Source organism: Janthinobacterium sp. BJB301 (assembly GCF_002735685.1).
Taxonomy (GTDB): Bacteria; Pseudomonadota; Gammaproteobacteria; order Burkholderiales; family Burkholderiaceae_D; genus Janthinobacterium; species Janthinobacterium lividum.
This window is the reverse complement of record NZ_PDZJ01000001.1, coordinates 2,619,433-2,640,877: the sequence shown is the minus strand read 5'-3', so window position 1 is coordinate 2,640,877 and position 21,445 is coordinate 2,619,433. Positions and strand designations below refer to the sequence as shown.

Genomic DNA, 21,445 nt, shown 5'->3' with positions numbered 1-21,445 from the left:
ATATGCGGGCGGTGCCTGCCGGGCATCAGCCTGGTAGCGCCGCCCGCTTTGCTTTTCTGAAAAGATTTCCATATGGAAATTGTTTATAATTCCACATTTTATTCTTTACCCAGGCACCCATGACACTCCGTTCGCGCATTCTCCTCCTGTGTTTCAGCACCTTGCTGGGCATTGTCCTCATCGCCTCGTTTTCCCTGTATTCCTTGCGTCAGACCATGATGGCGGAAAGGGTCGAGCAGCTGACGGTGCTGGTGGAATTGGCCAATGCCTCGGTGGAAAAGGCGTATGCGCTGGAACAGTCTGGCAAGCTCACGCGTGAGCAGGCGCAGCAGCAGGCCAAGCTGGCCATCGGCAGCTTCGTCAAGGACGAGATGTATTATTTCGTGCGCGATTTCAGCACGGACTTGCTGTACGTGCACCCAAATGCGTCGCGCATCGGCACGCCGCAAAAGAACATGAAGCAGTCGGGCGACCGCTACCGCGCGGCCCTGGCCACCAGCCGCATCGGCCTGGTGCAGGCGGACGGCACGCGTCCGGGCGTGAAGGACCCGGTGGCGAAGATGTATGCCGTGGTGAAATTTGCGCCGTGGGATTGGCTGATCGGCACAGGCACGTACATCGATGACATCAACCACAAGTTCTGGGCCCAGGCGGGCGTGCTGCTGGCCATCGGCGGCGCGCTGATGCTGGTGGTGGGCGCCCTGGCGGCCTTGATGCTGCGCCGCATCCTGGGCCAGCTCGGTGGCGAACCCGACTATGCAGCGGCCATCGTGGCGCAAATCGCCCAGGGCGACCTGACCACGCAGATCGACACCCGCCCCGGCGATACATCCAGTTTGCTGATGGCCATCAAGGCCATGCGCGACAACCTGGCCCATCTGGTGAGCCAGGTGCGCACCGATGCGGAATCCATTTCCACGGCATCGGGCGAGATCGCTTCCGGCAACCACGACCTGTCGGCGCGCACGGAACAGCAGGCGGGATCGCTGGAAGAGACGGCCTCGACCATGGAAGAAATGACCTCGACCGTGCGTCAGAATGCGGACAATGCGCGCCAGGCGAACCAGCTGGCTATTTCTGCCTCGCAAGTGGCGACGCAGGCCGGCGGCGTGGTGAGCCAGGTGGTCGACACCATGGGCGCCATCAATGCCTCGTCGAAGAAAATCGGCGACATCATCGCCGTCATCGACGGCATCGCCTTTCAGACGAATATCCTGGCCTTGAACGCGGCCGTGGAAGCGGCGCGCGCGGGCGAGCAGGGCCGTGGCTTCGCCGTCGTCGCCAGCGAGGTGCGCAACCTGGCGCAGCGTTCGGCTGCGGCCGCCAAGGAGATCAAGCAATTGATCGACAGTTCCGCCGAGCAAGTGGGCGCCGGTGAAAAACTGGTGGCGCTGGCGGGCGAGACGATGGAAAAAGTCGTCTCCAGCGTGCAGCATGTGACCGATATCGTGGCCGAGATTTCCTCTGCCAGCGCCGAGCAAAGCGCCGGCATCGAGCAGATCAACCAGGCCATCGTCGAGATGGACAACATGACGCAGCAAAACTCGGCCCTCGTCGAGCAGGCGTCGGCGGCGGCGCAAGCCATGAACGAGCAGGCGGCGGGGCTGGCGCAGATCGTCAGCGTGTTCAAGGTGGGCGCAGTGGCGCCGGCAGCGGCAGCACTACAGCGCAGCGTGCCTGCGGCGCGGCGCCTGACGCGCTAAGCGCTTTTTTCTGTCACTGGGGAACTTAACCCCGGCTCACCTGTCCAAACTTTTTCGTCCGCACTGGACGCACAGAAGAGGTGAGCATGACAGACGGTTTTTCCTATCACGCGGCGTTCGCCCGCAACCTGGGCTGGGTCACGCAGGCGGAGCAGGATAGCTTGCGCGGCAAGCGCGTGGCCATCGCCGGCATGGGCGGCGTCGGTGGCGTGCATTTGCTGACCCTGGCGCGGCTCGGTATCGGCGCTTTTCATATCGCCGATTTCGACACCTTCGATATCGCCAACTTCAACCGCCAGGCCGGCGCCATGGTCTCCACCCTGGGCCAGCCCAAGGTGGCCGTGCTGGCGCAGATGGCGCGTGACATCAATCCCGAACTTGAGATTAAACAATTTCCAGACGGTATACACGACAGCAACCTGGCCGAGTTTTTTGCCGGTGTCGACCTGTATGTGGATGGCCTGGATTTCTTCGCCTTTCCCGCGCGCCAGGCCACCTTCGCCACGTGCGCCCGCCTGGGTATTCCCGCCATTACGGCCGCGCCGCTGGGCATGGGCACGGCCGTTCTCAGCTTCATGCCGGGCGGCATGACGTTCGAAGAGTATTTTGGCTGGGGCGACTTGCCCGAGGAAGAAAAAGCCTTGCGTTTCCTGGTCGGATTGGCGCCGGCCGGCTTGCACGGCTCCTATCTGGTCGACCCGTCCGCCATCAACCTGAAGGAGCGGCGCGGGCCGTCGACCATCATGGGCTGCCAGCTGTGCGCGGGCGCGGCCGCCACGGAAGCCTTGAAGATATTGTTAAAGCGGGGCAAGGTGATGGCGGCGCCGCACGGCATGCATTTCGACGCTTACCGCAACAAGCTCGTGCATACCTGGCGTCCGGGCGGCAACCGTCATCCGCTGCAGCGCCTGACGATGGCCGTCATCAAGCGGCGCCGCGCGGCGCAGGGGGCATAAATGGCGCAAGCACCGCAGATCGATCCCGTACTGGAAAATATCCTCGAGCAGGCGCGCTGGGCGCCCAGCGGCGACAACACGCAGCCGTGGCGCTTTGAAGTCGTGGACCCGCGGCACGTGGTCGTGCATGGCTTCGATACGCGCAGCCATTGCGTGTATGACCTCGACGGCCATCCCAGCCAGCTATCGCTCGGTGCCTTGCTCGAAAGCATGGCACTGGCGGCCAGCAGCCATGGCTTGCGCATGGAAGCGCGCCGGCGTCTGTCCATGCCCGACACGCTACCCACCTTCGATGTGCGCCTGGTCGACAGTCCCGGCATGCAGCCCGACCCGCTGGCGGCCTTCTTGCCGCAGCGCAGTGTGCAGCGGCGCCGGCTCAGCACGCGCAGCTTGCGCGCCAGCGAAAAGGCGGCGCTGGCGGCCAGCTTGCCGCCCGGGTACGGCGTGCAGTGGTTCGAAGGCGGGCGCGCGCGCCTGGCCTGCGCGCGCCTGATGTTCGACAATGCGAAGCTGCGCCTGACTATGCCCGAGGCGCACAAGGTGCACCGCGACGTCATCGAATGGGGCGCGCGCTTCAGCAGCGACCGCATCCCGGAGCAGGCGCTCGGCGTCGACCCGATGACGGCGCGCCTGATGCGCTGGGTCATGCACAGCTGGCGCCGCGTGGATTTTTTCAATACCTGGCTGGCTGGCACCGTCACGCCGCGCCTGCAGATGGACTTGCTGCCGGGCCTGTATTGCGCCGCGCATTTCATGCTGCTGGCCGATGCGCCGCCGCGCCACATCGACGATTACGTGGCGGCCGGCCGCGCCATGCAGCGCTTCTGGCTGACGGCCACGCAGCTGGGCCTGCAATTGCAGCCGGAATTGACGCCGCTGATCTTTGCCCGCTATGTGCGCGAACGGCGTACTTTTTCGCACACCGATGGCATGCAGGAGCTGGCGCAGGAGCTGGCCGCGCAATGCCAGGCCGTGCTGGGCGCCACGGCGGTTGAGCGGGCCGTGTTTCTCGGGCGCATAGGCGCCGGGCCGGCGGCCAGTGCGCGCTCGCTGCGCCGTCCGCTGCAGGAATTGCTGGTGGCGCCAACGGCGGGGCAGTGAGGCGCACGTGACGCCATGCGCGCGCCTCAGCCTTGTCGGCGCCGTGGCGCCAGGCTGGCCAGCGCTGCCAGGCCAGCCGCCAATAGCGGCAAGGTTCCCGGCAGCGCCACTGGCGTGACGCCTGGCACGTAGACCAGTTCGGAACTGTTCAGCATGTTCAACACCAGCGTGTAGTTGCCCGCCACCAAGTGATCCGTGACGGCGCTGTACTGCCCGCCGCACGTCGTGCCGATGCCGGTGCCTGTGGGTGCGCCGCAGCCGCTTGGGTCGTAGGTGAACATGCTGCCGCTGGTGAGCGGCGTTTGCGCGTAGCCGGTATTGAGGTTGGCGGCATCGGCCAGTTCGGTGCCGCCCAGGATGCCGGAACCGAGGTTGCCGTCGGGCGCCCAGCTGAAGACGATCTGGCCATGTTCATCGATGATGCTAAACGTCATCGCCATATTCGTGGTGGCCGCCGAGCCTGTGCCGGCCAAGGCGTCCAGGTACAGCTGCATGAAGGGCAGGGCCTGGAAGTCGAAGGCCATGGTTGCGCCCGGTTGGCCGACGACAAAATTGACGGTCATCGCGGTGCTGGAACCATTGCGTCCCGAGGCGTCGGCGCTGCCGCCGCCCGCCAGGAAGGTTTCTGCCGCGTTTACGGTATGTGTGCTGGTCGAGCCCGGTGGAAAGGGGGGGATTTGCGAGGTGACGATTTGCGCCTCGCCGCGCGCATACGAGGCATTGCCCATGCCTTGCCGGGTAAAGTCGTTTTCTCCCTTGGTGACGGCGCCGCGTGTCGCTTGCGGCGCGTCGATCTCATTGCTGCCGCCCTTGATGATGCTGCTGCCGTTGAGCGTGGCGGTGGTGCGCGACAGGTCGATGTTGCTGAGCAGGGAGACGGAGCCGGAGGGATTGCTGATGACCAGGCCAAAGACACTGGTGTACGAATAGCCGTAGGCGGCGGCGCTGGCGGTGCCGCTGCTGGCCAGCAGCAGAAAGGCTAACAAGACCATTGGCAGTCGGGTGCAAGAAAATGTCGTCATGAAAAATCCTCATCTCCTGATCGGCCGCGTTGTAAGGAAAACCGACAGGCTTGCCACATAAAAAAGGCGAGGAGAGCCTCCTCGCCTGTGAATCCCCCTGTTGCCTGGTTCAGGCGGCAACCTTGCGGCGACGGGCATAGCCCAGGCCAGCCAGACCCAGGCCCAGCAGAGCCAGGGTGCCGGGCTCAGGCGCGGCCTGTTTCACCAGATCCACGCTTTCCACCGCATTCAGGGTCAAGGTGTAGTTGCCGGCTGTCAAAGCATTGCTGACGGAGCTGAAGTTGCTGCCGCACGCTGTGCCGACACCGGTGCCCGTGGGCGTGCCGCAGCCGGATGGGTCGTAGGTGAACAGATTGCCGCGTGTGAGGAAATTGGTCGCCAGGCTGGTGTTCAGGTTGGCGCCATCGGCGTTTTCCGTGCCGCCCGAGATGCCCGAGCCGATCACGCCATCGGGCGTCCAGTTGAACACGGTTGCGCCGGTCGCATCCGTGATGGTGAAGGTGACGACCAGGTTGGCCGTGGCGGTGGACAGCTGCCCGACCGTGCTTTGCAGGAAGACCTGCATGAAGGGCGAGGCCAGGAAGTCAAAGCTCAGCGTTGCCGTGGGCGAACCGACGATGAAATCGACGGAGAAGCCCGTGGTCGAGCCATTGCGCCCGGACGCATCGGCCGTGCCGGCGGGGCCGTCCAGGTGGGCTTCGGCCACGTTCACCACCTGGGTGGAGGTGGAGCCGGGCGGGAACGAAGGGAACTGCGTGCTGACGATCTGCGCATCGCCGCGCGAATAGGTGTTGGTGGGGCCTTGCTGTGTGAAGTCGTTCTCGCCTTTGGTGACGGCGCCGACGTTGGCGCGGAGGGCATCGAGCGAGCCGGCGCCGCCATTGATGACGCTTACCCCATTCAGGGTGGCCGTGCTGCGCGAGATGGTGGTGCTGTTGGCCACCGTGATCTGGCCCGTTGGCACGCCGATCACGAGGCCGAAGATGTTGTTGTAGGAATAGCCGTAGGCGCCCGCCTGTGCGCTACCTGCGGCGCACAGCATGGCCAGTGCCGCAGCGGCCGGGAGCAGTTTCAGTTTCGAGAGTTTCATTGTATTCACCTCGTGGTTGAGTGAGTCTGGAAGTCTTGCTGAGTCCTGTCGGCAGGTGCTCATGGCCAGTACCTAGCGACTTCCATGCCAACGCATGAGGCCCTTTTGAAATCAATGACTTGGCGTGTTTTTGTTGATGCGGTGCAGGCTTTGCCGGACTCGCTGTAAGAAAAACCGACGCTGCCCGTCAAGGCTGGCTGCCTTGCGGCAACGAGCCCAGCAGGGCGTGCATATGGGGTAGCAAGCGTTGCCCTGGCACATAGTCGCGCATGGCCGTGGCCAGCTGGCGCGCCGCCAGCTTGGCCTGGCCATCGTCGAGCATGCGCGTGGCGGCATGGCGCAGGGCGGTTTCCTGGAAGCGGTCGGCGCGCAGCAGCAGGCCGGCCCCGGCCTCCGTGATGCCGTGCATGTTGAGGAATTGATCGAGGTTGCCGGCGATACCGATGACGGGTACGCCCGCCGTCAGCGCCTGCTGGCTGGTGGGGCTGCCACCGTTGCAGATCACCAGGCTGGCGCGCCGTGCGGCCACATCGCCCGGCAGAAAGGGCGCGACATAGGCGTTCGGCGGCACGGCGTCGACGCGGATGGTGCCGGCCGTGGCTGCCAATACGGTGACAGGCAGGGGCGCCAGCGCGCGCAGCACGCGCGGCAGCAATTGCCCCTGGCCGGAACTGCCCAGGGTGACATAGATGATGGGCCGTCCGCTGCTCAGTTCCGGACGCTGCCACCAGTCCGGCAAGTCGAGCGGCGGCGCCCAGATGATGGCGCCCAGGTAGTCGTGCGTGGACGGCATGGCGTGCGGCGGGAACAGTTGCGGAATATCCGCATACAAGGTGCGGTCGGCATCCGTATAGATGCGCCGCAAGTCGCTGCCCAAGGATGGCAGGCCATGGCGGCGGCGCACGCGGTTCAGGGGCACGGCATGCGAGGCGAAGGCCAGCGGGCGGATCAGGCGGAACAGGGGGGCGGCCAGCCAGATGGGCAGCAGGCTTGTCAGGGGCAGGCTGGGCACCGTGTAGTGCTGGCGCACGTACGGACTCCAATAGGCATTGCTGAGCGTAATGTAGGGAATGCGCTGCAGGCGCGCGCTGACCGACAGCGACAGGCGGAAGTCGCCGATCACGAGATCGGGCTGGACCGCATTGAGCAGGCGCAAGTCGTCTTCCACGTACGCGTGCAGGGTGCTTTCCGTGTAGACAGGCTTGCCGTAGGCCAATGCCTGCAGGAATTGTAGCGATGAAATGCTGTCGATGCGCCAGCGCCGGAAGGAGGCTTGCTTGAAACAAAAGTCATAGCCATCGGCGCAGGCAAAATGCACCTCATATTTATCCTCGTCGAGGCCCTGGGCCAGGCTCAGAGGGCGGCCGACATGGGCCAGGGTCACTGCCTCGGCCATAAAGAGGATTTTCTTGCGCGCCATGGGAACCGCTGTACTCGCAGGAGGGGATGCCTGCCAGGTTGGAGTGGCGCCACGCTGTTTAGTTCCCCTTGGCGTGCCACTGGCGGGCGCCAGGATTTGGCCGCATCGGCTAGAGTGGGGCAAAGGAGGTCACATGCAAACCCAATTCCGTCCTGCCCCGTTGCGTGCGCACAGCACGCCCGAACCCGATATGCCGCCACCGCCGGAAGGCGATCCCGTCACGCCGCCGCCGGAAACGCCGCCCCACATCGAGCCCGTGCCCGTCGAGGAGCCGACGCCACCACCACCGCCCGTGAAAATGCAGTGACGGGGCGCGGTGCGCCGCGTTTATTTCCGATCGGAAATGGACTGTGGGGCCGTCGCCGGCGCCACGCCATTTAAACAACAAAAACGTCAATAAATGTTGCCGAGTGGATACAAATCAAACTCTAACTGTCGAGTGTCATGCGGCCGTCACGATTCTGTTCTTATAATGAGACATCATAAAAATTCTTGTACAGGAGACCATCATGGGCAATTCCTTGCATAACAAAATTTACCTGGGCCGGCGGCCGGTGATGACCAGCAAAAACCTCGTGGCGCTGGCCCTGGCGGGCGCCGTGGCGGGTTGCGGCCTGGCCTGGCTGCTGCTGCGCAACTATAAATAAGGGCTGTCCTGCCCGTCTTCCAGTCAGCCGTCCGCCGCGCGGGCGGTGACTGATTCACGTTGCCTGTTGCCGATGCGCAGCGGGGCGCGTACCATGGGGGCCGAACACCTGGCCTTTTATGGAAAAGTAATGAAGAACGAGAAATTAACAACCGATGAATATGACGCGCTGGAGCAAGTTGCACGCGGCATCAAGACCGAGCGCCCCAGCGCTTGCGTTGCCCGCAATGCCAAGCGCCTGTCCGGCCTGAAGCTGCTCAGCTATGCACGCGATGGCCGTCTGTCCATCACCGAGAAAGCACAGCAACTGCTGTTCCTGCGCCGCTGCATCATGGGGCTGCGCGCCGTCGCCACCGATCCCCTGACCAAGCTGGAGTCGGATGTGGCTTACTTCCTGGGCAAGAAAGCCCACATCGTGGCGCGCGCCGAAGGCGAAGGCTACGACATTTCCGACAAGGGCCGCGAGTCGCTGGCCGATATCGACACCCTGGGCCTGTAAGGCTCACAACCGGCCCTCGTGGCCGGTTTTCACATCTCCCCTCACTTTTAATTTCCCCTTTTGGAGAATACTTTGGACAGCGCGATGAACTGGTCGGCCCACGAACTGACGATGACGGTCTTGATGACGCCCGATATGGCCAATTTTTCCGGCAATGTGCACGGCGGCACCATCCTGAAATACCTCGACAGCGTCGCCTATGCTTGCGCCAGCCGCTATTCGGGCAGCTATGTGGTGACCCTGTCGGTGGACCAGGTGATGTTCCTGCAGCCTATCCACGTGGGCGAACTGGTGACGTTCCTCGCGTCGATCAATTACACGGGCACGACGTCGATGGAAGTGGGTATCCGCGTGGTGACGGAAAACATCCAGCAGCGCCTGGTGCGCCACGCCAACAGCTGCTATTTCACGATGGTGGCCGTGGATGCCAACCGCAAACCCGTGGCCGTGCCGCCGCTGGTACTGGAAACGCCGGAGCAGCACGCGCGCTTCGAGCAGGCCAAGCTGCGCAAGCTTTCGCGCCAGAAGGTGTCGAAGAAATAAGTCGTTGCGGACATAAAAAAACGGCCACCAGAGCGATCTGGTGGCCGTTTTTTATTGCTTGCCGCCCGTGGGCGGCATGGCGCCGTGATTAACGGTCGCCGTAGCTGCGGCGTGCGCCGTCGGTGCTGCGCGGGTTGGAACCCTTGTAGCCGCCGCCGGTGCTCGGTGCGCCGTCTTTGCGTGGTGCGCCTGGCTTGCTGAACGTGCGTTGACCTGGCTTCGCGCCGCCACGGTTGTCGCCTGGTTTCCAGCCGCCTGGACGGGCGCTCGAACGTGGAGCCGATGCCGTTTTCTTAGGCTCGAAACCTTCGATGACATTGACCGGGATCAATTGCTTGGTGAAGCGTTCGATACGCTTGACGTTCATGCCTTCAGCGTGGTTCACCAGCGAGATGGCCAGGCCATTGCGGCCAGCGCGGCCGGTACGGCCGATGCGGTGGACGTAGTCTTCCGGGAACTTCGGCAGATCGTAGTTGAACACGTGGGTGATCGTTGGCACGTCGATACCGCGGGCGGCAACGTCGGTGGCAACCAGCACCTTGACCTGGCCGCGGCGCATGCCGTCCAGGGTGCGGTTACGCGCGCCCTGATGCATGTCGCCGTGCAAGGCGGCAGCCGAGAAGCCGGCGATGTTCAGACGGTCGGCGATGGTGTCGGCGTCACGCTTGGTGGCGGTAAACACAACAGCCTGGTCCAGCGATTCGTCGCGCAGCAGGTGGTCCAGCAGGCGATTCTTGTGCGACAGGTCGTCGACGAAGTGAACGCGCTGGGTGATGTTTTCATGCTTGTTGCTCGAGCTTGCCACTTGGATGACCAGCGGGTTCTTCGTGATGCGGCGAGCCATGTTGCCGACGACGCCGTCCAGCGTTGCCGAGAACAGCATGGTTTGACGGCCTTCCGGCGTCGCTTCCACGATCTTTTCGATGTCGTCGATGAAACCCATGTCCAGCATGCGGTCGGCTTCGTCCAGCACCAGGATTTCCAGTTGCGAGAAGTCGATCTTGCCCGAGTCCATGTGGTCGATCAGACGGCCAGGGGTGGCGACCAGGATCTCAGGATTCTTGGCCAGCAATTGCATCTGTTTAGGGTAAGGCATGCCGCCCAGGATCGACACAGCCTTGATGCGGCGGATGCCGGTGCTGTACTTGTCGGTATTGGTGGTCACTTGCAGGGCCAGTTCGCGCGTTGGCGTCAGCACCAGCATTTTTGGCTGGGCAGCCTTGAAACGTGGACGCTCGCCGCGGGCGCGCGATGCTTGCATTTCCTGGTTCGGCGTCTTGCCGGCGGCGCTTTGTTCGGCGCTGGCCAGTTTGTGCAGCGATGGCAGCATGAAAGCTGCCGTCTTGCCCGAACCGGTCTGCGACGAGACCAGCAGGTCACGGCCTTCGATCGCGGCTGGAATCGCTTGCGACTGTACCGCGGTTGGCGCGGTGTAGCCCGATTCGGTCAGAGCGGCGATGATGGACGGATGCAGGCCTAAGGATTCAAATGTCATTCTTTTTCTTTCGTGAAAATCAGCGTTCTTGCAAAAAGCAGAACGCAAAATAGCAACGCCAACCAAAACGAAATGACTCAACTAGAAAGAAATTTCGGCACAAAAGCTTTGCGCCGGGACGGTGTCAGGTGCGACACACAAGGCGGGAGGGCTTTATAAGCGGCATCCTGTGGATGCGCTAAGGCTTGCGAAGCTGCTAAGTTTGTAGTGCATGTAACTGCGGTGTTGCCATCGCTTCAAGGAAACATATTGCAGCGCACAACGACACTATACCGTATTTGCAGCCGTTTTGCACGGCTTAAATGGGAAGAAACGACAGTCCTACCACGTTTTGATCATGTTTCCTATGTGAAATCAGTAAGAATACGTAGTTTTCTTCCGTTTAATGGAGCATGGCCACGATGTCGGCGGGCAGCGGCGGCGCCTGTCGCGTTTCCCTGGCCAGGTTGATTTGCCGGGCCGCTTGCGCCACGTCGACCAGGCTGCGTTCCAGCTGGTAAGTCCCCTTGGCCTGCAGCCAAGCCAGCACGTCGGCCAGGTGCCAGATGGTGGCGCTGCCCTCATGCACGGGCGCGGGGAAGTTGTGGCGGTGTTTGTTCATCAGCTTGTGCAGGTTTTGGCGAGACAAGCCCAGCACTTGCGCCACGTCCGTCAGTCCCACGAAGTCGGGGGCGGCCTCGACCAGCACGGCCCCCGGCACGATGGCTTTCACATCGGCCATGGCGCTCAGCAGTGCTTCGCTGGCATTGCTGGCCTCGCGCGTGAATTCCAGCGCCAGGCGTCCCGCTTGCCCGATGCCGGCCAGGGCATCGTCGCAACCGCCGCCGCCCAGGCGCTCAGTCAGCGCATCGAGGTCGGTTTCGTTATCGGGCAGGCGGTATTTGAGAGTAAAGATGTAATCCATGATGGCTACCCCTTGGATTTGCGTTGCATGCAGTCGTGCATCAGCTTATTGAAAGTGCAATTGTCGACCACCCGTCGTATCGCCCGCGCATGGTTGCCGGGATTTTTCGGCGTGCTCCAGATGCAGGCGATGCAGAATTCGCCGCAACGGCAGCTGGCATCGTTGTACGGGCAGTAGATCTTGCCCCAGGCATGGCTGCCACCCACTTCCACGCACCAGCCCTGGTTTTCCGCGTGGCGCAATGCCGCTTCGATGTCCTTCTTCGGGTGCGGGGAGCGCGCCATGCGATGCCTCCAATGTAGGTCGATATTGGTCGGTTGTCAAGTGACAACCGCAAAACATCGGCCATCACCGCCTCACTCTACTTCGGGATTCACGGCCATCACTTGCGAAAAACCGCCATCGACGTAGGTAATCTCGCCCGTGATGCCCGAGGCCAGGTCGGATAGCAGGAAGGCGGCCGTGTTGCCGACTTCCTCGATGGTGACGTTGCGGCGCAGCGGGGCATGTTCGGCCACAAAGCCCAGGAGCTTGCTGAAATCCTTGATGCCGGAGGCGGCCAGGGTCTTGATGGGGCCGGCCGAAATCCCGTTGGCGCGGATGCCGCGCGGACCCAGCGATTCGGCCAGGTAGCGCACGGATGCTTCCAGCGACGCCTTGGCCAGGCCCATGGTGTTGTAGTAGGGCACGGCGCGCACGGCGCCCAGGTAGGTCAGGGTCAGCACCGAAGCGCCCGGGTGCAGCAGGGGCAGGGCGGCCTTGGCCATGGCGGGAAAGCTGTAGGCGGAAATGTCGTGCGCGATACGGAAGCTGTCGCGCGACAGGCCATCGAGGAAGTCGCCGGCGATCGCTTCGCGCGGCGCAAAACCGATGGCGTGCACCAGGCCATCGAGATGTTCCCAGTGGCGCGCCAGGTCGCTGAAGACGGCGCTGATCTGTTCATCGCTGGAAACGTCGCAGTCGAATACCAGTTCGCTGCCGAATTCCGCCGCAAATTCCGTGATGCGCTCCTTGAAGCGTTCGCCCACATACGTGAAGGCGAGGGTGGCGCCTTCGCGGTGGCAAGCCTTGGCGATGCCATAGGCGATGGAACGGTTCGACAGCAAGCCCGTGATGAGGATTTTTTTGCCTTGCAAGAAAGCCATGACGACTCCTGTCTGGGTAGGTGGGCGGGGTGGGCGGATGTACAACCGGCCGCGACAGCAAAGCTGTGGCGGCCGGTGAGGTAGGTCAATACAGCTCAGGCGATCAGTGACGGGCCTTGGCGCGACTGTTGCCACCGCCGCGCTGGATGCGCGGTTTCACCAGGGAAATTGGCGCGGCTTGCACCTTGCCACCCTTGGCGGCGCGGCGCAGTGCCTTGGCGGCCCGTTCCGGACGGTCCGCTTCCAGCAGCATGGTGGCGCTGTCGGCGATTTCCTGGGTGATGTCCTTGTTCATCGTGGCCGAAGTTTTCGGCACGAGGATGGTGGAGCCGGCACGCAGGCTGGTGCGCTGGGGAATATTGTTGGCCTGGCGCAGCACGTCGGCCGTGGTGCCGAATTTCGACGCCAGGGTTTCGATGCGTTCGCGCGCATTGGTGATCTTGTGCGTCGTCCAGCTGGACAAGGCATGGCCCCATTGCGCCAGGTTGGTGGTGAACTTGGCGGCGTTTTCCTGCGGCAACAGAATCTTGGTCTTTTCACCGCCGATGATGACGGGGCGGTTAAATTGCGGATTCAAGGCCTTGAATTCATCCATTGACAGCTCGGCCAGCTGGGCGGCAACGGTGATGTCGATGTCGCTGGTCTTGTCGATGGCCGTGAAATACGGCTGGTTGTCGACCACGGGCAGGGTCAGGCCGAACTGGGCCGGATTGGCGATGATGTTTTTCACCGCTTGCAGTTTCGGCACGTAGTTGCGCGTTTCGGCCGGCATCAGGTCGGCCAGGCTTTCGAAGTCGGTCGGCTTGCCCAGCGCCTGGTTTTTCTTGATGGCGCGCTGCACGGAGCCTTCGCCCCAGTTGTAGGCGGCCAGAGCCAGTTGCCAGTCGCCAAACATGTCATACAGGCGCTGCAGGTAGGTCAGGGCCGCATCGGTCGAGGCCAGCACGCCGCGGCGCTCGTCCTTGAACATGTTTTGCTTGAGGTTGAAATCACGCCCGGTGGCGGGCACGAATTGCCACATGCCGGCCGCATTGGCGCTGGAGAATGCTTGCGGGTTGAAGGCGGACTCGATGAACGGCAGCAAGGCCAGTTCCGTCGGCATGCCGCGCTTTTCCAGTTCCTGCACCACGTGGAAGATGTAGCGCGACGCGCGTGCCGTGGTGCGGGCGATGTAGTCGGGGCGGGTGGCGTACCAGTTGACGTGGTTCGCCACCAGCTGGTTGTTGATGTCGGGAATCGCATAGCCGCTGCGGATGCGGCCCCAGACGTCGGCTTCGCGCAGCGGATCGGAATTGTCGCTGAGGTTTTTCAGCAGACGGTCGGTCTTTTGCAGGCGGTTGTCGAGGGTGGGGAGTTTCGCCGTGACCTGGGCGGTCATCGGGATCAGGGCGGGTGCGGCGGCGGCGACTGGCGCGTTATCGCTCTCAACACCGGCTTCGTACGCCTGGCTGAGGGCGGGCGCAAGCGCCAGGGCCAACGCCGCCAGGACGGTAGATTTAAAGGAGTTTTCGTGCATAGTGTTCCATTGTTGTCGTCGGAGAAACATCGGACAGACCCATGATTAAGCAGCGAGTGTACGTATATCCACATGCCGGAGTCAAGAATTATGTCAGCATGATGACAGGAAATAAGCGGCAATAAGTGGGTAACGGCTGAGTTTCCATTCGCAAATGCTGTCATTATTGCAAATTTAATTTGCCCGATGCGTGATTCGGCCGCTGTTATAGCATACATGGCGAGGAGGCTGGCGCAAGCCTGGATGGCGCCCGGTATGAGGCTGCGCAAAAGTGCGTACAATTTGGCTTTGGCCGGCCATTCAGCCGCCGGCCGCCTTATTAATAGAGAGTCAAGTATATGAACACCCCGCCGCGCCACGACGACGACAACGCCGTCATCATCGCCAATACCGTTGCCTGGCTGGAAAAGGCCGTGATCGGCCTGAACCTGTGCCCGTTCGCCAAGGCCGTGCACGTCAAGAAGCAGATCCGTTACGTGGTATGCGAATCGGGCAATCCGGAAGATCTGCTGGCGATGCTGATGGACGAGCTGCAAACCCTGGCCGACACGGATCCCGAACAGATCGACACGACCCTGCTGATCCATCCGTACACCTTGAACGATTTCCTCGACTACAACGAGTTTCTCGACGTGGCCGACGCGGCCGTGGAAGACATGCACCTGGCCGGCGAACTGCAAGTGGCCAGTTTCCATCCGAATTACCAGTTTGCCGAAACGTTCGAGGACGACATCAGCAACTACACCAACCGCTCGCCGTACCCGACCCTGCACCTGCTGCGCGAAGACAGCATCGAGCGCGCCGTCGAGGCGTTCCCGGAAGCGTCGGAGATCTTTGACAAGAATATTGCCACGCTGGAAGCGTTGGGTACCGAAGGCTGGGAAAAGCTCGGCTTGCCGAAGGTGTCCTGATGGCGGACAAGGAATTGCCGCCGCGTCCAGACACGCCCTGCGTGGCCGTGTGCTCGACAACCTTCGATGAAATCTGCCGCGGCTGCGGCCGCAGCGTAGTGGAAGTGGCCCACTGGGTGTCGATGACGGATGAAGAGAAGGAAGTGGTGTGGGTGAGGATTCTGGCGCAGGGCTATCCGCGCCGGAATACCTGATTTAACCCAACTGCAACTGTCGGGGTCAGACCAGACGGGGGAATGCTTCCCAATGGGAAGCATTCCGATTCCGAAGGAACTGACCCCGCTACTTTTGGCGCTAGTGATTAATAGCTGCCAATAAAATCTTTCTTGCCCACTTCAATGCCATTGTGGCGCAGGATGTCGTACGCCGTCGTCGCGTGGAAGAAGAAGTGCGGCAGCGCGTAGTGGAACAGATAGGTCTGGCCCGTGAAGTGCTTGGTCTTTTCGCCGCTGCCGGTGGTGATGGCGCGCGTTTCGCTGCCGTCGATGTCCGCTTGCGGCAGGCTTTCCAGGAAGGCGATGGTTTTCACGATGCGCGCTTTCAGTTCCGCAAAGCTCTGTTCGCTGTCTTCATACGGTGGCACGGCCACGCCGGCCAGGCGCGCGCCGCAGCCCTTGGCGAAGTCGGTGGCGATCTGGATCTGGCGCACGAACGGCAGCATGTCCGGGAACAGGCGGAATTGCAGCAGGGCGTTTGGGTCGATTTTCTTGTCTTGCGCGTGCGTTTCCGCCTTGTCCAGGATGGCGGCCAGGCTGCCCAGGATCTGTTTGAAGACGGGGATCGAAGCGGAGTAGATGGAGAAGGTCATGGTGGTTCCTCTAGGTAAAGTGGCGCGATGATAGCAAGCTGCGCGCTTTTCTGCTGGCGCCGGCCGGGCGCGCCGGGCGGCGTGTGGTTTTTCAACCCTGTTTATATGACATGAGGTAGCCGTTGGCGTGTGTTTATTGGTGACTTCCCCCGCTTTTTCCATGCATAATTGCTCCTGATAAAGTTTCTTCCCGCCTCACCACCCGATTCCCCTGTAAAGTCAATGATCGCCCGCCTGATCCCTGTTGCCCTGTTGCCGCATGTTTAATTCACCTTACCAGCGCCTGCGCGCCAGCCTGCGTGTGCTGTACGGCTCGTCTATCTATGGCGCCTTGCTGCTGGTGGTATTTGGCGGCCTCGTCGTTCCGGCCATCTTCGGCAGCTATGTGCTGGTCGGCGTGCATGAGCGCCAGTCGGCGCGCACCAGCCTGAACGAAGCCTTGCAGCGCAATGCCGATATCCTGGCGCTGGGCATGCAGGAGTCGCTGTGGAACATGAACGCGGAATCGGCCCACTCGCTGGTCGAGTCGGTGATGCGCGACCGTTCCGTGCTGCTGGTGAAGGTGCTGGGGCAGGGCGACACGGAATTCATCCGCCTGCAGGCGCCGCAGCGGCCCGTGGGCAATCTGTACCGCGCCGAGCGCGACATCCTCGTGCGCGGCGAACGCATCGGCCACGTCGTCGTCGAGATGGACGATGCGCGCAGCCAGCAGGAGCTGCGCGAAAAGCAGATCTCCTATATTTTCGTGCTGGGTGCGCAACTGGCCGTGTCGATGGCGCTGATCGTGCTGTTCCTGAACCGCCGCCTGTTGAAACCCCTGCGCCGCCTGACGCGCTTTTCCGACCGCCTGTCGCACGGTGATTTCGACACGCCCCTGACCTCGCACAGCACTGACGAGCTGGGCCGCCTGACGGCCCAGCTTGAGCAAATGCGCGCGGCCATCGGCCAGCTGTTCGAGGATGTGGGCCAGCGCGAAGAGCGTTTCCGCACCATCGTCACGCAGGTGCCGGGCGCCGTCTTCCGCTACCGGCCCGACGGCCCCATCGATTTTGTCAGCGATGCCATCGAAGAGATTTCCGGCTATTCGGCGCGCCAGTTCATGCGCGGCACCACGCATGCCTGGGCCGACCTGATCTGCCCGGAGGACCGCCGCGAGCACCGCCGCGCCGTCCGCCAGGCGGTGGCCGAGGTGCGTCCATATGCGCTGGAATACCGCATCATCGACGCTTTCGGCATCGAGCGCTGGGTGGCCGAGAATGGCCAGCCGCAGGCGGGCGAGCAGGGCGTCATCTGGGTCGACGGCATCATTGCCGACATCAGCCAGCGCAAGCACCACGAGATGCGCATCGAAGCGCTGCTGACGGAGCAGAGCGCGATTCTCGACAATGTGATGTTCGGCGTGATGTTCGTGCGCCACCGCCGCATCATTTCCGTCAACCGCCGCTGCGAGGAACTGTTCGGCTACGAGCATGCCGAGATGACGGGTAATTCGACGGCCATGGTGTTTATGAGTTCGTATGACTTCGAGGAGGCGGGCGAGCGCCAGTATCCGGCGCTGGCCATGGGCGGCGATTTCAGCGAGGAGCGCCAGTACAAGCGCCGCGACGGCAGCCTGTTCTGGGCGTTGGTCAGCGGCTGCGCGCTCGATCCGCTGCGCCCCAATGAAGGCAGCATCTGGGTGTATGCCGATATCACGGCGCGCAAGGAAGCCGAGGAAAAACTGCGCCTGTCGGCCACCGTGCTCGAACATATCGCCGACGGCGTGATGGTGGTCGATGCCAGCGGCATCATCGTCACCGTCAATCCCGCCTTCACGCAGATCACCGGCTATGCCGAAGCGGAGGCGGTGGGCCAGCACTCTTCGCTGACCCGCTCGGCGCGCCACGACTCTGCGTTCTACGAAGCCATGTGGAACGAGCTGAAGGGCAGCGGCTTCTGGCGCGGCGAAATCTGGCATCAGCGCAAGAATGGCGAGCTGTATCTGGAGTGGCTGACGATCAGCGCCGTGCGCGACGCGCGCGCCGGCACCACGCATTACGTGGGCGTGTTCAGCGACATCACCCTGATCAAGGAGTCGCAGGAAAAGCTCGACCACATGGCCCACCACGATCCGCTGACGGCCCTGCCGAACCGTTTGCTGTTCCACGACCGCCTGCAGCACGCCTTGCTGCGCGCCGCGCGCGACCAGGAGCAGCTGGCCGTGCTGTTCATCGACCTGGACCGCTTCAAGAACGTCAACGACACCCTGGGCCACCATGTGGGCGACGAACTGCTGCAAAAGGTGGCCGGCCAGCTGGCGGCCCGCCTGCGCGAGGGCGACACCCTGGCGCGCCTGGGCGGCGACGAGTTCATCGTGCTGCTCGAACGCGTCGACGGCGAGTACGGTGCGACGCAGGTGGCGGAAAAGCTGATGACCATGTTCGACCAGCCGTTCACGGTGGCTGACCACGAACTGTTCGTCACCTGCAGCGTGGGCATCAGCCTGTATCCGGACGATGCGCTGGACTTGAACATGTTGATCCGCAATGCCGACGTGGCCATGTACCAGGCCAAGGCGCGCGGGCGCAATGGCTACCGCTTCTATGCGCCGTCGATGACGGGCGAAGGCGTCGAGCGGCTGCGCCTGGAAACCTTTTTGCGCCGTTCGCTGGAGAAGAACGAGATGTTCCTCAATTACCAGCCGCAGGTGGAAATCGACACGGGCCGCCTGGTCGGCGTCGAGGCGCTGGTGCGCTGGAACCACCCGGAACTGGGCCTGGTGCCGCCCGCGCGCTTCATCCCGCTGGCCGAGGACAGCGGCTTCATCAACCAGCTGGGCAAATGGGTGCTCGACGAAGCATGCCGCCAGATGATGCGCTGGCAGGCGCAGGGCTTGCACGTGCCGAAGATGGCCGTGAATCTGTCGGTCAAGCAGTTCGAGCGGGGCAGCATCGCCGGCATGGTGGCCGACATTCTGAAGGAAACGGGTCTCGAGCCGCAACGCCTGCAGCTGGAAGTGACGGAGTCCGTCATCATGAACACGGGCGACGCGCTCGGTTTCATCAACGACTTGCACGCCATCGGCGTGGGCCTGGCCATCGACGATTTCGGCACCGGCTATTCCTCGCTCGCGTATCTGAAGCAGCTGCCCGTGCAAACCCTGAAGATCGACCGCTCCTTCATCAAGGATATATCGACGGACGTCAATGACGAAGCGATTGCGATTGCCATCATCCAGCTGGGCAAGAGCATGCAATTGTCCGTGATCGCGGAAGGCGTGGAGACGGAAGAGCAGGCGGCTTTCCTGCTGCGCCATGGCTGCAAGCTGGCGCAAGGTTATTTTTATAGCCGCCCGGTGCTGGCACAGGATATGCTGGAGCGCTGGATCGACCCGCTGGATCAACCACTAACCAATTAAAGGGTATCCCATGGCCGGAGAAAAAAATACGTCGCGCCGCCGTTTCCTGCTCCGCGGCCTGGGTCTCGGCGTGGCCGGCGTGGGTGCCCTGGTGCTGGGCTGGGGCGTGCTGCCGCCGCGCCAGCGCCTGCATGGCAGCGTGCCGCTGCCGCTGCAGGATGGCGCCGTGGCGCTGAACGGCTGGCTGGCCATCGGCACCGACGGCGCGGTGACCCTGGCCATGCCGCGCAGCGAGATGGGGCAGGGCGTGCACACGGCCTTGCCGATGCTGGTCGCGGAGGAGCTCGACGTGCCGCTGTCCAGCGTGAAGCTGATCCAGGCGCCCATGGACAAGATCTTCGGCAATGTCGCCATGCTCCAGGACGGCTTGCCTTTCCACCCGGACGACCAGGGCCGCGTAAAAGCGCTGGCCCAGTGGACGGTGGCCAAGGCGGCGCGCGAGCTGGGCGTGATCGTCACGGGCGGCTCGTCGAGCGTGAAGGATGGCTGGGGTCCCATGCGCGAAGCGGGCGCGTCGGCGCGCGCCATGCTGGTAGGCGCCGCCGCCGCGTTGTGGCAGGTGCCGGCTGCGCAGTGCCGCACGGAAAATGGCGCAGTGCTGCACCCGGATGGCCGGCGCGCCAGCTACGCCAGCCTGGCGCAGCACGCCGCCGCAATCGACCCGGGCACGCCCGTGCTGAAGCTGCCCAAGGATTTCAAATTGATCGGCCAGCCGGCGCCGCGCCGCGACACGCCATCCAAAGTCAATGGCAGCGCGCGTTTCGGCATCGATGCGCGCCCGCCCGGCATGCTGTATGCGGCCCTGCATCTGCCGCCGCGCCTGGGCGATATCCTGTCCGCGTTCGACGCGGCGCCCGTGCTGGCCATGTCCGGGGTGAAAAAGGTGCTGGACCTGACGCCGCACCTGGCTCAGCGCAGCGTCTCGTGTGCCGCCGTGGTGGCCGACACCTGGTGGCGCGCCAGGCAGGCGGCGGCCGCCTTGCCGACGCAGTGGAAGGCTGGCCCGCAGGCGAATTTGTCCAGCGCCGGCGTGTATGCGGAGTTTGCCCGCCTGCTCGATAGCGAAGCGGGCTATGCCTATCACGCCAGCGGCCAGGTGGAAAGCAAGGCCGTGCAGGGCATGCGGCAGGTTACTGCCGAGTACCGCGCGCCATTCCTCGCGCACGCCGCCATGGAACCCGTCAATTGCACCGCGCAAGTCAAGGATGGCAAGGTGATGCTGTGGGTCTCGACGCAGGCGCCCGGCATCGCCGTCGACGTGGCGGCGAAAGTGGCCGGCGTCGCTGCGAAGGACGTCGTCATCGAGGTGCTGCTGCTCGGTGGCGGTTTCGGCCGCCGCCTGGAAGTGGACATGATCGCCCAGGCCGTGGCCATCGCACTGCAGTGCGGCGGCGCGCCCGTGCAGCTGGTGTGGACGCGCGAACAGGATACGCAGCACGATATGTACCGTCCCGCCGCGCTGGCCCGCTTTGCGGCCCGCCTCGATGAACACGGCCGCATCGCTTCCTGGGACAACAAATCCGTCAGCGGCTCCATCACGCACCAGTTTTTGCAGCGTAATTTCGGCTTGCCCGGTGCGGGGCCGGACAAGACCACGGCCGAAGGCGAATTCGACATGCCGTATGAAATTGCCAGCCAGCGCATCGCCCACGTGATCGCCGACAGTCCCGTGCCCATCGGTTACTGGCGCTCGGTGGGGCACTCGCACAACGCTTTTTTCAAGGAAAGCTTTATCGACGAACTGGCCCATGCGGCGGGGCAGGATGGCATCGCTTTCCGCCGTGCCATGCTGGTGCGGCACCCGCGCCACCTGGCCGTGCTCGATGCGGCAGTTGCCAAGGCGGGAACGCCTCCGCCCGGCCATGCGCATGGCGTGGCCTTGCACCAGTCGTTCGGCAGCATCGTGGCGCAAGTGGCGCAGGTGTCCGTGGAAAACGGAGAAATCCGCGTGCAGCGCGTGGTGTGCGCCATCGATTGCGGCATCGCCGTCAATCCGAACATCATCGCCCAGCAGATGGAGTCGGCCGTGCTGTTTGGCCTGTCGGCGGCGCTGGGCGGCGAGATCACCTTCAAGGAGGGGAAAGTCGAGCAGGCTAACTTCCACGACTATCCCGTGCTGCGCATGGGGCAAACGCCCGAGGTGGAAACCGTCATCATCGCCAGCGCCGAGCATCCGGAAGGCGTGGGAGAGCCCGGTACGCCGCCGATTGCGCCGGCCGTGGCCAACGCCGTGTTCATCCTGACGGGAAAACGGCTGCGCAGCCTGCCGCTGCGCCTGGGTTAATTTAC

Annotated in this window: 20 protein-coding genes; 11 read left to right on the top strand and 9 right to left on the bottom strand. The window is 63.2% G+C overall.

Annotation, left to right across the window (positions count from 1 at the left end; genetic code table 11):
* The first annotated feature begins 119 nt into the window (after window positions 1-119).
* The 3 genes from CSQ91_RS11655 to CSQ91_RS11645 all read left to right on the top strand — a co-directional run bounded on the left by CSQ91_RS11655 (window position 120) and on the right by CSQ91_RS11645 (window position 3,760).
* On the top strand, window positions 120-1,703 hold the full coding sequence (locus tag CSQ91_RS11655; protein ID WP_099388316.1) for a methyl-accepting chemotaxis protein: 1,584 nt from the start codon (window positions 120-122) through the stop codon (window positions 1,701-1,703).
* Between the two features lie 86 nt (window positions 1,704-1,789).
* On the top strand, window positions 1,790-2,659 hold the full coding sequence (locus CSQ91_RS11650; protein WP_099388315.1) for a ThiF family adenylyltransferase: 870 nt from the start codon (window positions 1,790-1,792) through the stop codon (window positions 2,657-2,659).
* Window positions 2,660-3,760 carry a nitroreductase family protein gene (locus CSQ91_RS11645; protein ID WP_099388314.1) on the top strand — a complete coding sequence of 367 codons (1,101 nt, stop codon included), beginning with the start codon at window positions 2,660-2,662 and terminating at the stop codon, window positions 3,758-3,760. It abuts the gene before it with no gap.
* 26 nt (window positions 3,761-3,786) lie between these two features.
* On the opposite strand, the gene CSQ91_RS11640 is transcribed toward CSQ91_RS11645, so the two are convergent.
* The 3 genes from CSQ91_RS11640 to CSQ91_RS11630 form a co-directional block, all read right to left on the bottom strand.
* Window positions 3,787-4,782 carry an EDSAP-1 family PEP-CTERM protein gene (locus CSQ91_RS11640; protein ID WP_099388313.1) on the bottom strand — a complete coding sequence of 332 codons (996 nt, stop codon included), beginning with the start codon at window positions 4,780-4,782 and terminating at the stop codon, window positions 3,787-3,789.
* Between the two features lie 109 nt (window positions 4,783-4,891).
* Window positions 4,892-5,872 (bottom strand): EDSAP-1 family PEP-CTERM protein, encoded by a 981-nt coding sequence (locus tag CSQ91_RS11635; protein WP_070280200.1) that lies wholly within the window; start codon window positions 5,870-5,872, stop codon window positions 4,892-4,894.
* Window positions 5,873-6,059: 187 nt separating this feature from the next.
* Window positions 6,060-7,292 carry a glycosyltransferase gene (locus tag CSQ91_RS11630; RefSeq protein ID WP_143451013.1) on the bottom strand — a complete coding sequence of 411 codons (1,233 nt, stop codon included), beginning with the start codon at window positions 7,290-7,292 and terminating at the stop codon, window positions 6,060-6,062.
* A 133-nt stretch (window positions 7,293-7,425) separates the two neighbouring features.
* Here CSQ91_RS11630 and CSQ91_RS28930 point away from each other — a divergent pair, with 133 nt between their 5' ends.
* From CSQ91_RS28930 to CSQ91_RS11620, 4 genes are all read left to right on the top strand, one after another.
* Entirely contained in the window at window positions 7,426-7,599 is a 174-nt protein-coding gene (locus CSQ91_RS28930; protein ID WP_176384904.1) for a hypothetical protein, read from the top strand.
* A 202-nt stretch (window positions 7,600-7,801) separates the two neighbouring features.
* A complete protein-coding gene (locus tag CSQ91_RS28925) occupies window positions 7,802-7,939 on the top strand; it encodes a hypothetical protein (protein ID WP_162483240.1) in 138 nt (45 codons plus the stop codon).
* A 129-nt stretch (window positions 7,940-8,068) separates the two neighbouring features.
* On the top strand, window positions 8,069-8,437 hold the full coding sequence (locus tag CSQ91_RS11625; RefSeq protein WP_034779283.1) for a hypothetical protein: 369 nt from the start codon (window positions 8,069-8,071) through the stop codon (window positions 8,435-8,437).
* Window positions 8,438-8,521: 84 nt separating this feature from the next.
* Entirely contained in the window at window positions 8,522-8,980 is a 459-nt protein-coding gene (locus CSQ91_RS11620) for an acyl-CoA thioesterase (RefSeq protein ID WP_034750191.1), read from the top strand.
* A gap of 88 nt (window positions 8,981-9,068) precedes the next feature.
* Here the strand turns inward: CSQ91_RS11620 and CSQ91_RS11615 are convergent, their stop codons facing one another.
* The 5 genes from CSQ91_RS11615 to CSQ91_RS11595 form a co-directional block, all read right to left on the bottom strand.
* Complete coding sequence (locus tag CSQ91_RS11615) at window positions 9,069-10,475, bottom strand: DEAD/DEAH box helicase (protein ID WP_035820280.1); 1,407 nt, start codon at window positions 10,473-10,475, stop codon at window positions 9,069-9,071.
* 382 nt (window positions 10,476-10,857) lie between these two features.
* Complete coding sequence (locus tag CSQ91_RS11610; protein WP_099388312.1) at window positions 10,858-11,379, bottom strand: helix-turn-helix transcriptional regulator; 522 nt, start codon at window positions 11,377-11,379, stop codon at window positions 10,858-10,860.
* Between the two features lie 5 nt (window positions 11,380-11,384).
* Entirely contained in the window at window positions 11,385-11,663 is a 279-nt protein-coding gene (locus tag CSQ91_RS11605; protein WP_099388311.1) for a hypothetical protein, read from the bottom strand.
* A 72-nt stretch (window positions 11,664-11,735) separates the two neighbouring features.
* On the bottom strand, window positions 11,736-12,524 hold the full coding sequence (fabI, locus tag CSQ91_RS11600; RefSeq protein WP_092605975.1) for an enoyl-ACP reductase FabI: 789 nt from the start codon (window positions 12,522-12,524) through the stop codon (window positions 11,736-11,738).
* 103 nt (window positions 12,525-12,627) lie between these two features.
* A complete protein-coding gene (locus CSQ91_RS11595; protein ID WP_034779271.1) occupies window positions 12,628-14,040 on the bottom strand; it encodes a transglycosylase SLT domain-containing protein in 1,413 nt (470 codons plus the stop codon).
* A 338-nt stretch (window positions 14,041-14,378) separates the two neighbouring features.
* On the opposite strand from CSQ91_RS11595, the gene CSQ91_RS11590 reads away from it, so the two are divergent.
* Complete coding sequence (locus CSQ91_RS11590) at window positions 14,379-14,951, top strand: DUF1415 domain-containing protein (RefSeq protein WP_034779269.1); 573 nt, start codon at window positions 14,379-14,381, stop codon at window positions 14,949-14,951.
* Entirely contained in the window at window positions 14,951-15,145 is a 195-nt protein-coding gene (locus tag CSQ91_RS11585; protein ID WP_034779267.1) for a DUF1289 domain-containing protein, read from the top strand. Before CSQ91_RS11590 ends, CSQ91_RS11585 begins: the two co-directional genes overlap by 1 nt.
* A gap of 107 nt (window positions 15,146-15,252) precedes the next feature.
* Here CSQ91_RS11585 and CSQ91_RS11580 read toward each other — a convergent pair whose 3' ends face one another.
* Complete coding sequence (locus tag CSQ91_RS11580) at window positions 15,253-15,759, bottom strand: DUF1993 domain-containing protein (RefSeq protein WP_034779265.1); 507 nt, start codon at window positions 15,757-15,759, stop codon at window positions 15,253-15,255.
* A 259-nt stretch (window positions 15,760-16,018) separates the two neighbouring features.
* Between CSQ91_RS11580 and CSQ91_RS11575 the strand changes: the two genes are divergently transcribed.
* Window positions 16,019-19,156, top strand: a complete 3,138-nt coding sequence (locus CSQ91_RS11575; RefSeq protein ID WP_070280207.1) for an EAL domain-containing protein — start codon at window positions 16,019-16,021, stop codon at window positions 19,154-19,156.
* Window positions 19,157-19,166: 10 nt separating this feature from the next.
* A complete protein-coding gene (locus tag CSQ91_RS11570; RefSeq protein ID WP_099388310.1) occupies window positions 19,167-21,440 on the top strand; it encodes a xanthine dehydrogenase family protein molybdopterin-binding subunit in 2,274 nt (757 codons plus the stop codon).
* The last annotated feature ends 5 nt before the right edge of the window (window positions 21,441-21,445 follow it).